Annotated in this window: 9 protein-coding genes; 4 read left to right on the top strand and 5 right to left on the bottom strand. The window is 46.7% G+C overall.

Annotated elements, in window-relative coordinates; translation table 11 throughout:
- Window positions 1–21: 21 nt before the first annotated feature.
- From CIK96_RS05005 to CIK96_RS04995, 3 genes are read right to left on the bottom strand one after another with little or no spacing between them, the layout of a single operon-like run.
- Complete coding sequence (locus CIK96_RS05005) at window positions 22–477, bottom strand: acetyl-CoA carboxylase biotin carboxyl carrier protein subunit (protein WP_094436443.1); 456 nt, start codon at window positions 475–477, stop codon at window positions 22–24.
- A 2-nt stretch (window positions 478–479) separates the two neighbouring features.
- A complete protein-coding gene (locus CIK96_RS05000; RefSeq protein ID WP_094439966.1) occupies window positions 480–1,520 on the bottom strand; it encodes an OadG family protein in 1,041 nt (346 codons plus the stop codon).
- A 57-nt stretch (window positions 1,521–1,577) separates the two neighbouring features.
- Window positions 1,578–3,269 (bottom strand): putative transporter, encoded by a 1,692-nt coding sequence (locus CIK96_RS04995; RefSeq protein WP_094436439.1) that lies wholly within the window; start codon window positions 3,267–3,269, stop codon window positions 1,578–1,580.
- Window positions 3,270–3,470: 201 nt separating this feature from the next.
- On the opposite strand from CIK96_RS04995, the gene mutA reads away from it, so the two are divergent.
- The 4 genes from mutA to CIK96_RS04975 all read left to right on the top strand — a co-directional run bounded on the left by mutA (window position 3,471) and on the right by CIK96_RS04975 (window position 12,879).
- Complete coding sequence (gene mutA / locus CIK96_RS04990) at window positions 3,471–5,321, top strand: methylmalonyl-CoA mutase small subunit (RefSeq protein WP_094436560.1); 1,851 nt, start codon at window positions 3,471–3,473, stop codon at window positions 5,319–5,321.
- Between the two features lie 4 nt (window positions 5,322–5,325).
- On the top strand, window positions 5,326–7,491 hold the full coding sequence (gene scpA / locus CIK96_RS04985) for a methylmalonyl-CoA mutase (protein WP_094390081.1): 2,166 nt from the start codon (window positions 5,326–5,328) through the stop codon (window positions 7,489–7,491).
- Window positions 7,492–7,727: 236 nt separating this feature from the next.
- Window positions 7,728–10,613, top strand: coding sequence for a putative LPS assembly protein LptD (locus CIK96_RS04980; protein ID WP_094390080.1), 2,886 nt, complete (start codon window positions 7,728–7,730; stop codon window positions 10,611–10,613).
- 4 nt (window positions 10,614–10,617) lie between these two features.
- Entirely contained in the window at window positions 10,618–12,879 is a 2,262-nt protein-coding gene (locus CIK96_RS04975; protein WP_094439965.1) for a cation:proton antiporter, read from the top strand.
- 56 nt (window positions 12,880–12,935) lie between these two features.
- On the opposite strand, the gene pepT is transcribed toward CIK96_RS04975, so the two are convergent.
- Complete coding sequence (gene pepT, locus CIK96_RS04970; protein ID WP_094439964.1) at window positions 12,936–14,159, bottom strand: peptidase T; 1,224 nt, start codon at window positions 14,157–14,159, stop codon at window positions 12,936–12,938.
- A gap of 817 nt (window positions 14,160–14,976) precedes the next feature.
- A complete protein-coding gene (locus tag CIK96_RS04965) occupies window positions 14,977–15,777 on the bottom strand; it encodes a ThiF family adenylyltransferase (RefSeq protein WP_094439963.1) in 801 nt (266 codons plus the stop codon).

Raw genomic sequence — 15,777 nt, 5'->3', positions numbered from 1 at the left:
ATCACATTTTTTATTTATCGATTAACCGATGGTCAGCAGTGCGCTGCCTTCCATTACGACATCACTTACATTGACATTGATAGCGGTTACGGTACCTGCGTATTCTGCCTCGATGTTGTTCTGCATCTTCATGGCTTCAAGCACGACAAGTGTATCGCCAATGGCTACGGTGTCACCGACCTTCACATTGATAGAAGTGATGGTGCCTGGCAGTGGAGCCTTTACTACATTGCCACTTCCTGCTGCGGCAGGAGCGGCAGCCTGAACCGGCTTAGCTGTTGGTGCAGCGGCTGCAGGAGCAACGGGAGCTGCAACCTTTGGCTTCACAATAGTAGGATGCTTAGCTGCATTGATAGGCTGCTGGAGCTCTACTTCAAACGGAATTCCGTTTACGTTTACTTTGGCGATGTTGCCTTCTACTTCCTCGATTTCTACATCGTAGTCAACACCTTGTACTTTATACTGATATTTCTTCATTGTTATAATGCGTTATTAGTGGTTGTGGGAATTTGGGGAGCTGCATGGTCGGAGGGAACAACGGGATCGTGGAAATGTGTCATTTGTGAATATTCGTCGTCCCAACGGGTTGGTTTCGGCTGGATGGTAATCACACCGCTTTCTACGTCGTGAACATCATCCTCATATTGACTGAGGGCCATACCGATGACCGCCATATATATTTCACGGTCGATACCTTTTGTTTTCAGACCATCTTGCAATACGTTACCAGTGATGCGGCTAACCTCCATTGCTGTCGCAACAGTTTTGGTGATTGGTTTGAGTGGTTGTTTGTTTGCCACCTTCTTCGCTGTTTCAAGATGCTTCATAAGCAGACCGAACAAGGAGAATACAATCCAAAGCAGGGCTAAGCAAATGAATACAATACCCATTGCCATGATGGTAATGGCAAATCCATGGGGGTCTTCGCGTTTAAACTTGTCAACCTTTGATTCGCTAACAGTAGTGATGTTGGATATACCTGGAGTAACACGGTCGGCTGATTTTACTTCCCAGTCGGCGGCTGTGCCGTTGTTGGCTATACGAGCATACGATTGATCGGCTTTCAGTACCGGTACGGTGACTGAGTCAATCAATTGTGTGGCATTACCGTTGTAGAGTGCAATCCACAATGACTTTGTAGAGTCAACAGGTGTTGTCAGATGCAGTGAACCCAAATGGGGCTGACTGTTGAGAAAGAGTACAAGGTGCTGACGACCACTCAAGTTTGTGCGCAATTCTCCGTTGGGGATGATGCTCATGCGCTTGATGCGTTCGGGCACGCTCATAGAACGCCGGAGAACGGAGCGGTCAGTGGTGATATACATACCACGGATATTATAGGTTGAGTGGGAGATATTCTCTATCTCAACCCATGCTTCACGCTGTCCGTATTCGTCCTGCAGGCTGGCGCGGTTGTTGGTCATCACTTCGTTCAGCTTGATGCTTGCATCCATTTGGGCATGCATGGCGGAAGTGCCTGCCAGCAACATAGCGCTTAACAGAAATCCGAATTTTGTCATGTTAGTAATGTAATGTATAATTATGTAAGTTTTTCGTATTATATGTATTATCGGCTGTTATCCGCAGAAGAACAGCACGATGATTTGGGCCGTGAAGATGCGAAGGAACATCGACAGCGGATAAACTGTTGAGTAACCTACAGCAGGGGCTTCGCGAGTACAGATTGAATTGGCGTATGCCAATGCGGGTGGGTCGGTATATGTACCGGCAATCATTCCTGCGATGGTGAAATAGTTGAATTTGAAATAAAGACGAGCTATAGGACCTACGATGAGGATTGGAATGATGGTTATGAGGAAACCGGTCATTACATAGAGCAGACCGTCACCTTCTACAACAGTCTCAAAGAAGTTGGCTCCTGCCTTGATACCCACACTTGCTAAGAAGAGTACCAGACCGATTTCGCGCAACATCATATTGGCCGATGTCGTTGTATAGGTTACCAATTTTACTTTATAACCATAACGTCCGATAAGAATTGCGATAATCAGCGGACCACCTGCAATACCGAGCTTCATTGGAACAGGCATTCCTGGGAATGCTACGGGCAGTGAACCGAAGATAATACCGATGATGATGCCCACGAATATCGTTGCAATATTTGGGGCATCAAGGCGACGGATAGAGTTACCCATCTCGTTGGCTACACGGTCAACAGCGTCTTCAGGACCTACTACCATAATGCGGTCACCCACTTGAAGAGGCAGACTGCTGGAGGCAAAGATATCCATGCCCTGACGGGTGATACGGGTTACATTGACACCATGTACACTTGAGAAATGCAACGATGCCAGCGATTTTCCGTTCATCTTGGGGTTGGTTACCAAGACACGCTTTGATACGAAAGGTTGGTCCTGTTGTTCCCAGTTGACCTGTATCACTGGACCGATAAAGGCGATGATAGCCTCGGCATCAGCTTCTGTACATACAATATAGAGTTGGTCACCTTTGTGGAATACGGTGTTGCGGTTTGGAATGCTCACGTGACCTTCGTGCAGAATACGTGAACATACAAAGTCGCGGTTCAAAAAGTCGTGAACCTGTAACATCGTTTTTCCTTCAAGGTAAGTGTTGGTCACTTCAAGGTGCATCTTGTGAGGCTTCTGATTGGCTTTCACACCTTCATGCTCGTTGAGTTCGTCTTCTTCTTTCTCCAAGCGAACCTTGCATATATACCTTATTAATATAGTGGCACCAATAATACCCAATACACCGAGTGGATAAGCACAAGCGTAAGCCGATGCTATCTGTGGTGCATTGTCGGTAAATACCGAACCCAATGCTTCGTTGGCAGCACCAAGTCCTGGTGTGTTGGTCACAGCACCATAGAGCGTACCTACCATCATTGGTAGGTTGCAGACGTTGGATGTGTCGAAGAAGATGAAGTAGCAGGCAAACATCACAAGAATGTTGAGTAGGATAGTCGTTATGGCCAATCCGTTCAGCTTGATGCCTGTAGTACCAAAACTCTCAAAGAAACCAGGTCCAACCTGTAGTCCTATCATGAAGACAAACAGTATAAGACCGAAGTCTTGAATAAATGTCAAGATGGGAAGTGGGGCAGTAAATCCAATGTGGCCAGCCACAATGCCAGCAAACAACACAAAGGTGACACCCAGCGAGATGCCTCCAATCTTGATTTTTCCCAAATATACACCAGTGGCAATCACCACGGCATACAGTAGCGCAATATGCGCTACAGAATCAGTTGTGGTAAATAAATCTTTTAACCATTGAAATGCTTCCATAACATGCTTTTTCTTACAGCATGCAAAGGTAGCCAAAAATTGCGCAATGGCATAATTTTTGTGCATCTTTTTTTTATAAATATCAAAATATTATTAAATCTTTCGGCGGTTCAAAAATTATTTGTAACTTTGTAGGCCGCAATATATGTGTGCATAACCGAATTTGACTACAACGAAACAACTTACATAATCATTCAAACTATGGCTAACAAAGAAAAACTCTTCACCGAGTTTCAGGCGCCAACCACACAAGAGTGGCTGGACAAGATTGAAGTCGATCTGAAAGGTGCTGACTTCCAGAAACGACTCGTGTGGAGAACCAATGAGGGTTTCAACGTACAACCCTTCTACCGCCGTGAAGATCTTGCAAACTTGAAAACTCCAGATGCACTTCCCGGTGAGTTCCCATTCGTTCGTGGAAATAAAAAAGACTCTAACGAATGGTATGTTCGACAGAACATCGTCGTTACCGATCCTGTAGAGGCCAACAAAAAGGCACTCGACATTCTGATGAAGGGTGTAAACTCTATCGGATTCCGTTTTGACGGTGATCTTGTTAGTGCCGATTTTATCGACAAGTTACTGAAAGATATCCGTTTGGATATTGTAGAGGTCAGCTATCGTACATGCCCATGTCATGTTCTTGAACTGGCAGAAATTCTGAAGGCTTACTTCGAGAAGGAAGGCTATGATAAGGAAAAAATCGTGGGTGGTGTAGGTTTCGATCCCATAGACAAGATGATCCAAAAGGGTAAGGATACCAGCAAGGTACTTGCCAAACTCCCTCAGGTGGTTGAGGCTTTCAAGGAATATCCCAATCTGCGTTGCGTTATGGTACACACCGACACGCTGAACAATGCCGGTGCATATATCGTACAGGAACTCGGCTATGCCCTTGCTTGGGGTAATGAGTATCTGCAGCAGTTGGTGGATGCCGGCGTAGATGTAGATCTTGCAGCCAAGAGCATCAAGTTCTATATGGGCGTTTCTGAAAACTATTTCATGGAAATTGCCAAGTTCCGCGCAGCTCGTCTGTTGTGGGCCCAAATTGTAAAACAGTACGAGCCTAAGTGCGACTGCTCTTGCAAGATGGTAATCAACGCTTCTACTTCTACTTACAACCAAACTGTGTTTGACAGCTATGTTAACCTGCTCCGCTCACAGACAGAGGCAATGAGTGCTGCCCTTGGCGGTGTTCATTCACTCGTCGTAACTCCGTTTGACGTAGTATATGAGAAGCCAACCGATTTCTCAGAGCGCATTGCTCGCAACCAGCAGTTGCTCATCAAGGAAGAGAGCCATTTCGATCGTATCGTCGATCCTTCTGCCGGTTCTTACTATATCGAACACCTCACTGATGCGTTGGCTCAGGAGGCTTGGAAGATTTTCCTCAAAGTGGAAGAAGAAGGCGGATTCCTCGCTGCTGTTAAGAATGGCACCGTACAGGATGATATCAATGCTACCAATGTGAAGCGTCACGGCGATGCTGCTAAACGCAAAGAGTTTCTTCTCGGAACAAACCAGTTCCCCAACTTCACAGAGAAGAGCGAAGGCAAACGCGCCATCGGACCTTGTGCATGTGGTTGTGGAAAGGCAGAAGAAACTCCTTTCAAGAAGCTCGAAACCACTCGTTTGGCTGCCGACTTCGAGAATCTCCGCATCCATACTGAAGAGGCCAAGACACCTACTGCGTTTATGTTGACCATTGGTAATTTGGCTATGCGTCAGGCTCGTGCACAGTTCTCTTGCAACTTCTTGGCTTGTGCCGGTTATAAAGTTATCGACAATCTCGGCTTCAAGACCGTAGAGGAAGGCGTTGATGCTGCACTTAAGGCTGGTGCAGATATCGTAGTTCTCTGTTCGTCAGACGATGAATATGCAGAGTATGCCATCCCAGCATTCAAGTATTTGGACGGACGTGCCATGTTTGTAGTGGCAGGAGCTCCTGCATGCATGGACGACCTGAAGGCCGCTGGTATTGAGAACTTCGTACACGTTCGTTGCAACGTGCTTGAGACTTTGAAAGAGTACAATCAAAAGTTAGGCATCTAAAGTTATGAGAAAAGATTTCAAGAATATTGATATTTATGCCGGCATCCACGCCACCGATGGCGCAGCCTGGCTGAAAGAGAACCACATCGTGCCTAACTGGAAGACACCAGAGCACATTGAGGTTCGTCCCGTATATACCAAAGAAGACCTTGAAGGCATGGAGCACCTCGACTTCACAGCAGGTATCCCTCCATATCTACGCGGTCCGTATAGTATGATGTATCCATTCCGCCCATGGACTATCCGTCAGTATGCCGGATTCTCTACTGCAGAGGAGTCGAATGCATTCTACCGTCGTAACCTCGCCAGTGGTCAGAAAGGTCTGTCTGTAGCCTTCGACTTGCCCACCCACCGTGGTTATGACCCCGACAACGCTCGCGTAGTTGGCGACGTTGGTAAAGCAGGTGTATCTATCTGTAATGAAGAGAACATGAAGGTGCTCTTCTCAGGTATTCCCTTGAACAAGATGTCTGTCTCGATGACCATGAACGGAGCTGTGCTTCCTATTTTGGCTTTCTATATCGTAGCAGGCCTGGAGCAGGGTGCTAAGCTGGAAGAGATGGCAGGAACTATTCAGAACGATATCCTGAAAGAGTTCATGGTGCGTAATACCTATATTTATCCACCTGCATTCTCAATGAAGATTATTGCCGACATCTTCGAGTTTACCTCACAGAAGATGCCTAAGTTCAACAGTATCTCTATCTCAGGTTACCACATGCAGGAAGCTGGTGCTACTGCCGACATCGAATTGGCATATACACTTGCCGACGGTATCGACTATCTGCGTACTGGTGTTAATGCAGGTATTGATGTGGATGCTTTCGCACCCCGTCTGTCGTTCTTCTGGGCTATCGGTATGAATCACTTCATGGAGATTGCCAAGATGCGTGCAGGTCGTCTGTTGTGGGCTAAGATTGTGAAGAGCTTCGGTGCTAAGAATCCAAAGTCACTCGCTCTGCGTACCCACTCTCAGACTTCTGGTTGGTCGCTGACCGAGCAGGATCCTTTCAACAATGTAGGCCGTACCTGTATTGAGGCTATGGCAGCTGTATTGGGTCATACTCAGTCGCTCCACACCAATGCTCTTGACGAGGCTATTGCCCTGCCTACTGACTTCTCAGCTCGTATTGCTCGTAATACCCAGATCTATATTCAGAACGAGACTAAAGTCTGCAAGCAGATTGACCCATGGGCAGGTTCATACTATGTAGAGACCCTGACCAACGAGCTCGTTCATAAGGCTTGGGAGCATATTCAGGAAATCGAGAAACTTGGTGGTATGGCAAAGGCTATTGAAACTGGTCTGCCTAAGATGCGTATTGAAGAGGCAGCTGCCCGCACTCAGGCACGTATCGACTCTGGTGTACAGACCATTGTTGGTACCAACAAGTATCGTCTCGATCATGAAGATCCTATCGATATCCTCGAGGTTGATAATACAGCAGTACGCAAACAGCAGGAAGAGTGCTTGGCAGAGGTACGCGCTTCACGTGATGAAGCCGCTTGTCAGGCAGCCCTCAAGGCAATTACCGAGTGCGTTCGCGATTTCAAGGAAGGCCGCAAGAGCGAGAACAACTTACTCGATTTGGCAGTGAAAGCAGCTCAGTTGCGTTGTACTCTTGGTGAGATCAGTGATGCCTGCGAAGAAATCGTAGGTCGTTATAAAGCAGTAATCAGAACCATTTCAGGCGTGTATAGTTCAGAAAGCAAGAACGACTCCGACTTTGAGAAAGCCTGCGAGTTGACCGAGAAGTTTGCGAAGAAGGAAGGTCGCCGTCCCCGTATCTTCGTTGCGAAGATGGGTCAAGACGGTCACGACCGTGGTGCAAAGGTAGTAGCCACCGGTTATGCCGACTGTGGTTTCGACGTGGATATGGGACCATTGTTCCAAACACCTGCCGAGGCTGCACGTGAGGCAGTTGAGAACGACGTACATATTGTTGGTGCATCGTCACTCGCCGCAGGTCACAAGACCTTGATACCTCAGCTGATTGAGGAATTGAAGAAACTTGGACGTGAAGACATCATGGTTATTGCCGGTGGTGTGATTCCCGCACAGGACTACGACTTCCTCTATAAAGCCGGTGTTGCCGCCATCTTCGGTCCTGGTACATCTGTAGCCAAGGCTGCCTGTGAGATGATGAAGATTCTTCTCGACGAGGAATAAATCGTACGCAGTAATCGTACATCGTACGAATATCCGATATCAAGAGCGCGTCATGACGTTGTGTCATGGCGCGCTTTTTATATTGTTATCTTTGTGAAGCAGTTCAAATCGATATCGATATGATGTTGTGTCGCGGTGGGTATTTTATATGTTGTCTATATGAGTATTACAAAAATTTACGTTAAACATCTGCCGATGTGTAAGTGAATTCATTTTTTCTTTGTACCTTTGCAGCCGTGAGAAAAAATATGCTCATCATATTGCTCTTTTTCGTCATTACATTTGTAATGGCGGAAATGCCTCGTTTGACCTTTCCTATACTTGGAGCGGCCAATACTGATGTGTCTGATTCTGTGGGTAAAGGGCAGACGGTCAATACGCAGTTGTTGCCCCATAGTGCCAAGTCCGACAGTACTGTAATTGATACCACAACACAGGTTCTTGCTGATACCGCAAAGATGGATTCATTGCAAAAAGCCATCTGGATGCACAACAAAGCTATTGACGACTCTTTGCGTGCCGACTCTATCAATCGTCAGCGTAAGAATGGTATTGATGCTCCAGTGGAATATACTGCTGAAGACTCTATGACCTATGAAGGTGCTTCAGGTTTAGCCCATCTGTATGGCCAGTCCCATGTGAAATATCAGGATATGGATTTGCAGAGTGATCAAATCTTCATGCAACTCGATTCCAGTTTGGTACATGCTACAGGTTCGCTCGACTCTCTCGGTAAGAAATTCGGTACACCAATATTCAAGATGGGTAGTGACACTTATGAGAACGACACTATAGCTTTTAATTTCAAGACCAAAAAGGGACTCATCAGCGATGTATATACCCAGCAGGATGATGGCTATATGACTGCCCAACTGGCTAAGCGTGGAGCCAATGGTGAGATTTATTTGCAACACGGTCGTTATACCACCTGCGACAAAGATCATCCCGATTTCTATATAGCCTTGTCACGTGCCAAGATGCGCCCAGGTAAGGATGTCGTGTTCGGTCCTGCTTATTTGGTAGTAGCAGATGTGCCATTGCCATTTGCCATACCTTATGGTTTCTTCCCTTTCAGTAAGAGTTATTCTTCTGGTTTTATCATGCCTACCTATGGTGATGAAACATCGCGCGGTTTCTACCTCCGTGATGGTGGTTACTATTTTGCCATCAACGACAAGATGGACTTGAAACTGTTGGGTGAAATCTATACCAAAGGATCGTGGGGACTCTCTGCAGCCTCCAACTATCGCAAACGCTATAAGTACAGCGGTTCGTTTTTTGCCAGTTACCAGAATACGGTGAATGGCGAAAAGAATATGCCCGACTATACCAAAGCCACCAGTTTCAAGGTGCAATGGAGTCACCGTCAAGACAGCAAAGCTAATCCCTATAGTTCTTTGTCTGCCAGTGTCAACTTTGCCACATCGAGCTATGAGCGCAACAACCTCACTTCGATGTACAATCCGCAGGCAATGACACAATCTACACGTACCAGCTCGGTATCATGGAGTACCACATTCTCCAGTATCGGCATGAGCTTGAGCTCAACGTTCAACCTCAACCAGAACATGCGTGACTCGACTATCGCCCTGACATTACCCGACCTCAACATCTCTATTTCGCGCTTCTATCCTTTCAAACGCCGTCATGCTGTAGGTAAGGAACGCTGGTATGAGAAGATCTCTATGAGCTATACCGGACAGTTGAGCAATAGCATCAGTACCAAGGAAGACCGTTTGATGCACTCCAGCTTGACACGCGATTGGCGCAACGGTATGCAGCATAGCATCCCCATTAGCGGCAATTTTACATTGTTTGGCTATCTGAATATCAATCCGTCGTTGACCTTCACCGACCGTATGTACACGCAGAAGCAGGAACTTTCGTGGGACGAAGCCACACAGACAGTGAAGCGCGATACCTTGCAGGGATTCTATAATGTATATAACTGGGCTTTCAGCGTTTCGGCATCTACCAAGCTCTATGGTATGTATATCCCCAGTCGTAAAGTATTCGGCGACAAGATCATGGCGGTTCGCCACGTGGTAACACCATCTGTCAGCTTCAACTATGCACCAGACTTCAGTGCGTCGCGCTATGGATTCTACAAGACCTATCAGAAGACCGATGCCGATGGCAATGTGTCGCTTGTAGAGTATTCACCCTATGAGGGATCACTCTATGGTGTGCCAGGTCGTGGCAAAACTGGTAGTATCTCGATGGATTTGTCCAACAATATCGAGATGAAAGTGAAGAGCGATGCCGACTCTACGGGTGTGAAGAAAATCAGTATCATCGATGAATTGGGAGCCTCTATGTCGTATAACATGGCAGCAGAGGAACGTCCATGGAGTGACCTCTCTACACGTTTACGTTTGAAACTCACCAAGAGTTATACGTTGAATATCAATGCGGTATTTGCCACTTATGCTTATGAAGCCGATTCCGTAGGTGCCCGTCCTTACATCGGAACCCATACCGAATATAGTAAGGGCCGCTTCGGTCGTTTCCAGGGCATGTCGCAAAACCTCTCTTATACGCTTGATAACAAGAAAGTGAGCGACCTCATCAAGTGGTTGAAGGGCGAACGTCCTAAGCGTAAGAACGACCGCGACAGTCGTGCTAATCGTGATGACGACTACGATACAGGTGTTGAAACCAATGTCGATGAGGATATGGAACGTGGAAAACATGGTGCCCGTAAGGATAATGCCGGCAAGGCAGAGACCGACGAAGACGGTTATATGGCTTTCAATCTTCCTTGGTCGCTCAGTTTGGGTTATGGTGTCACCATGAGAGAAAACACCAGTGGCAAGTTCAATTACGATTCGATGCGCTATCCTTATAAGTTCACCCAGAACCTCAATGTCAGCGGTAACCTTCGCATTTCCGATGGTTGGAACATCTCTTTCTCTTCTGGTTATGACTTTGAGAACCATAAGATTTCAATGACCACTGCGTCACTGTCGCGCGACCTCCATTGCTTTAATATGTCGTGCTCGGTGGTGCTGGCACCCTATACGAGCTACAATTTCTCGTTCCGATGCAATGCAGCAACCTTGACCGATGCGCTGAAATACGATAAGCGCAGCAGCTATTCCAACGCAGTACAATGGTACTAAATCTATGGCAGAACTTCCCGCACTCGTCAAAGACCTTGCCCTCATCCTTGTGGTGGCAGCATTTGTCACGCTTATCTTCAAGCGACTGAAACAGCCTCTTGTCCTTGGATATATCGTAGCAGGATTCTTAGTTTCACCGCAGATGCCCTATACCATGTCGGTGATGGATCGTGCCAATGTGCAGATGTGGGCAGATATCGGTGTGATCTTTCTTTTGTTTTCCCTGGGTCTCGATTTTTCTTTCAAGAAGATCGTGAAGATGGGCATGGCTCCTGTCATAGCCGCCTGTACCATCATCTTCTGTATGATGATGGCAGGAGTTGTAGTGGGCAAGGCATTCGGTTGGACCCACATGGACTCCATCTTCCTTGGCGGTATGTTGGCTATGTCGTCCACCACTATCATATATAAGGCATTCGATGACATGGGACTTCGCCAACAGCGATTTGCAGGAATGGTGATGAGTGTGCTGATACTGGAAGATGTGCTTGCCATTGTGATGATGGTGATGCTGTCTGCCATAGCCAGTGGTAGCAGTCCCGATGGTGGTCAGATGGTCGAGAGTGTATTGCGTATCGGCTTCTTCTTGGTGCTTTGGTTTGTGGTCGGCATCTTTTTTATCCCTGCCTTCCTTCGTGCCACGCGCCGATTGATGAATGAAGAGACGCTACTCATCGTGGCGCTTGGTCTCTGTTGTTTCATGGCAGTATTTTCCACCAAGGTCGGCTTTAGCAGTGCATTTGGTGCATTTGTCATGGGTAGTATTCTTGCCGAGACGGTCGAAGCCGACAAAATCGTGCGTTTGGTCGAACCAGTGAAAAATCTCTTCGGAGCTATTTTCTTCGTGTCGGTGGGTATGTTGGTCGAACCGCAGGTGCTGGTCGATTATGCCTGGCCCATCATCGCTATCACATTGACCATTCTTATCGGTCAGTCGGTATTTGGTTCGTTGGGATATCTCATCAGTGGCAATCCGTTGAAGACAGCCATGAAGTGTGGATTCTCTATGGCCCAGATAGGTGAATTTGCCTTTATCATTGCATCGTTGGGCTTGTCGCTTGGTGTCATAGGCCATTTTCTCTATCCAGTGGTTGTGGCAGTATCAGTTGTCACAACCTTTCTGACACCATATATGATACGCATGGCTGAACCTTGTTACAATATCATGGAGCGCCATCTGCCTAAGAAATGGATAGTGGCACTCAACCACATCACGATATCTCATCCGCAGACACCCTCTGCAGAAAACAAATGGAAGAGTCTATTGATACAGATGCTCCGCAATACGGTTATCTACAGCATCCTTTCCATTGCTGCCATCGTGTTGATGTTCACCTTCTTCTTGCCATTTGTGCGCAGCTTTTTCCCCTCATACGAACTTCACTGGTATGCCAATGCCATCTGCGGAATATTGGCCGTGCTTATCATTTCGCCTTTCCTTCGTGCAATGGTGGTTAAGAAAAACCACTCTGATGAGTTTAAGGCACTGTGGGCAGAGAGTTGGGTCAACCATTTCCCGTTGATATTTACCATCATCGTTCGTGTGGTATTGGCTTGTGCTTTTGTCTTCTATATCATCAACTATCTGAGTCGTTTCAAGAATGCCATCATCATCTCCATAGCGTTGGCATTGGTTGTACTGATGGTATTGTCGCGCGGATTGAAGAAAGGAAGCATACAGATGGAGCGCCTCTTCATTCAGAACCTCCGTTCTCGCGATATTGAGGCACAAGTGCATGGTCGTCGCCGCCCACTTTATGAAGGGCATTTGCTCGACCGTGATGTCCACATGGCAGACTTCGATATTCCCTTCAACACCCGTTGGATGGGCAAGACCCTTCGTCAGTTGGCACTTGGTCAGCAGTTTGGTGTGCATGTCAGCAGTATTCTTCGTGCCGGTCATCGGTTGAATATTCCCGATGGCAACGATGTCATCTTCCCTGGCGACCGACTACAGGTAATCGGCAACGACGATCAGCTCCGCCAGTTGGGCGAAGCCATTAAGCGTGAGGTGTTGGGCGATGATATTGATTTCGAGAAGCGCGAAATGAAGCTCCGTCAGATGGTCATCACCGGTTCAAGTCCTTTTGTTGGCAAGACCCTTGAAGAGAGTGGCATCCGTTCACAATACAGCTGCATGGTAGTCGGATTGGAGGAAGGAAAGGAAAACCTTTCTCAGATTCATCCCAAACGCAAGTTCCAGAAAGGCGATATCATCTGGGTGGTTGGCGAAAAAGAAAGCCTTGAGGCAATCCTCAAGGCTTGATATCGGTATCGTTTCCGATTTTTCTTAGACCTTGTCAGGTCTGTTTATCTTTATGCTTAGTCGTTATATCCAGCAGTAAGTTCGCAGATTTTCACGATAACATTCATGGCTTTCTCCATCGACTGTATTGATACAAACTCGTATGGTCCATGGAAATTCACACCACCAGCGAAGATATTGGGGCAGGGCAGACCTTTGAACGAAAGCTGTGCACCGTCGGTACCACCGCGTATCGGACTGACCTTTGGAGCCACACCAGTATCTTGCATGGCACGCAATACGAGGTCTATCACGTGCATCTGTGGATCAATTTTCTCCTTCATGTTGTAATACTGGTCGCTAACCACAGCCTCTACAGTTCCCTCACCGTATTTTTCATTCATCTTCTCTGCACACTGCATGATGAAGTGTTTGCGGTCTTCAAACTTCTCGCGATCATGGTCGCGAATGATATAGTTCAGCTTTGCCAGTTCTATATTCGACTGAATGCCCAGCAGGTGATAGAAGCCCTGATAGCCTTCGGTGGTTTCTGGTGTTTCGTCTTCGGGCAACATCTTGGCAAACTCCGCAGCCAGTGCATTGGCATTGATCATCTTGCCTTTTGCATATCCTGGGTGTACGCTCACTCCCTTGATTGTGATTTTGGCAGAAGCGGCATTGAAGTTTTCAAATTCCAATTCGCCCACATCACCACCGTCCATGGTGTATGCCCATTCGCATCCAAACTTCTCTACATCGAAGTGATGGGCGCCCATACCGATTTCTTCATCGGGGTTGAAAGCCACTCTGATCTTGCCGTGCTTAATCTCTTTGTGTTCTTGCAGATAAACCATGGCCTGTACGATTTCGGCAATACCCGCCTTGTCGTCTGCACCGAGCAGAGTGTGTCCGTCTGTCACAATGAGGTCTTCGCCCACGTGTTGTAACAGTTCGGGAAATTTCTTCGGACTGGATATGATACCCTCCGACAGCAGGATATCCGTACCATTATAGTTTTGCACAATTTGTGGTTTGATATCTGCACCAGAGCAGTCAGGGCTTGTATCATAGTGTGAGATGAATCCGATGGTGGGCACCTCTTCTTTGATATTCCCCTTGAGCGTGGCGTAGAGATAACCTTTCTCGTCGAGTTCCACGTCGTTGAGCCCCTCGCGTTCCAGTTCTTTCTTCAGATATTCTGCAAACAACAGTTGTTTGCTTGTACTTGGCACAGTCTGGCTTTCTTCGCTCGACTGTGTGTCAAATTTCACGTAATTCAGGAATCTTTCTGTTATATCCATATTTGCTTATTGCTATTGTTTCTGTCTGCGAAATTACGAATAATTAGGCGAACCGCCAAATATAATGTAGTTTTTTAGGTTAAATTGTAGCTGTTCTGCCTATGCGCTTGGGGTGTGGTAATCTTCTATTGCGGTAGATTTTGTCTATGCATTCCACGTTTGTAGCAGCTTTTGCCTTGGCACACATAAAATTTTAGTTTTCAGAAAATTTCGACCACTCGACCACCGAAGCGTGCATCGTGCTATCATACAGTAGTTTAGGTGGTGGTCGAAGCTGTTTCTATCGACCACCCATCGACCACCGCCAAAATTTGTTGAATTTTACATTTCAGACCAATATACGTATTGTCAGACATTTCCAAACCTTTGGCAAAGGTATTGCCCAACGTTTGGTAAGAGTGTTTTCCAACGTTTGGCAAAAATGTTTTCCAACGTTTGGCAAAAGTGTTGTCAAACGTTGGAAACAAGTCTTTTCAACGTTTGAAATAAGTCTTTTCCAATGTTTGATAAGAGTATTATCCAATATTGGATAAAGGTATTATCCGACGTTTGATAAAAGTTTCTGCAATATTGTATAACAGTTCTTATCTGCTAACGTAAAACAAACGTAAAACAGTAGGAACTTTCACTTGCATCGTAAGCAGGTTTTTTGCAATCGTTTCTCTGTGGTCGATGTGTGGTCGATGAAAAAGCTTCGACCACCAGCAAAAACCTGAATGTCATGAGGTTATGCGTGTTTGTGGTCGTGTGGTCGAAAAAAACAGAAAACTATTTTTTTTGTATCTTCGGTTTGCCGATGGCAAGTTTGATAGTGTGATTATTCCTTGTTTTTGTTGTAGATGTCTTTGAGGATGAGTCCCGCCAGGGTAAAGCCGAATATGCCGGTGATGTGGAGTAACGATCCGTTGATTTGCGCTTTCCGCGCATTCCAATCGTGATGTGCCAGTTCGGGATTGCCTTCCTGTGTGCCGGTTTGCGCAAAGGCAGCATCTACGGAGTTGTCGGGACCTAAGTTGGGCAGTAACTCCTGACTAAACACACATAGAAACTTACGCGCAGGGCGCCGTTTCAGACTGCGGAATTTGTGGCGTAGGGCAGCTCCCAACGGACAACCTTTGACTTTCCAAAACTCAGCCACCTCTATCTTGGTAGGGTCCATCTTCAGTGCAGCCCCCATCGACGAGAAGAATTTTGCCTTGGTGCGACATGCACACTCGATGAGCAACAGTTTGTCGCGAAGGCTGTCGATAGCATCTACTATATAGTCGTAGTCCTCAAGATGGAAACTCTCGGCAGTCGTTTCGTCGAATATCATCTGCAGGGCAGTGATATCTGCATGAGGGTTGATGTCGAGAAGATGTTCTTTGAGTGCATCCACCTTGACACGTCCCACGGTTTTTGTAGTAGCCATGAGTTGACGATTGACATTGCTGATAGCCACTTTGTCAGAATCAACAATGGTGATATGGCGTACGCCAGAACGCGCCAATGCTTCTACACACCAACTGCCCACGCCGCCAACACCGAAGACGATGACACGTTTAGATTGAAGCGACTGGAGGATGTCTTCACCCACCAGTCGCTCTGTACGGTTAAAAATGCCTTGTTCTATATCCAT

Origin of the sequence: Prevotella sp. P4-98, from assembly GCF_002251405.1 — a bacterium.
GTDB lineage: Bacteria > Bacteroidota > Bacteroidia > Bacteroidales > Bacteroidaceae > Prevotella.
Note: the sequence above shows the minus strand (reverse complement) of the source record. Positions and strands in the feature narration are given on the sequence as shown.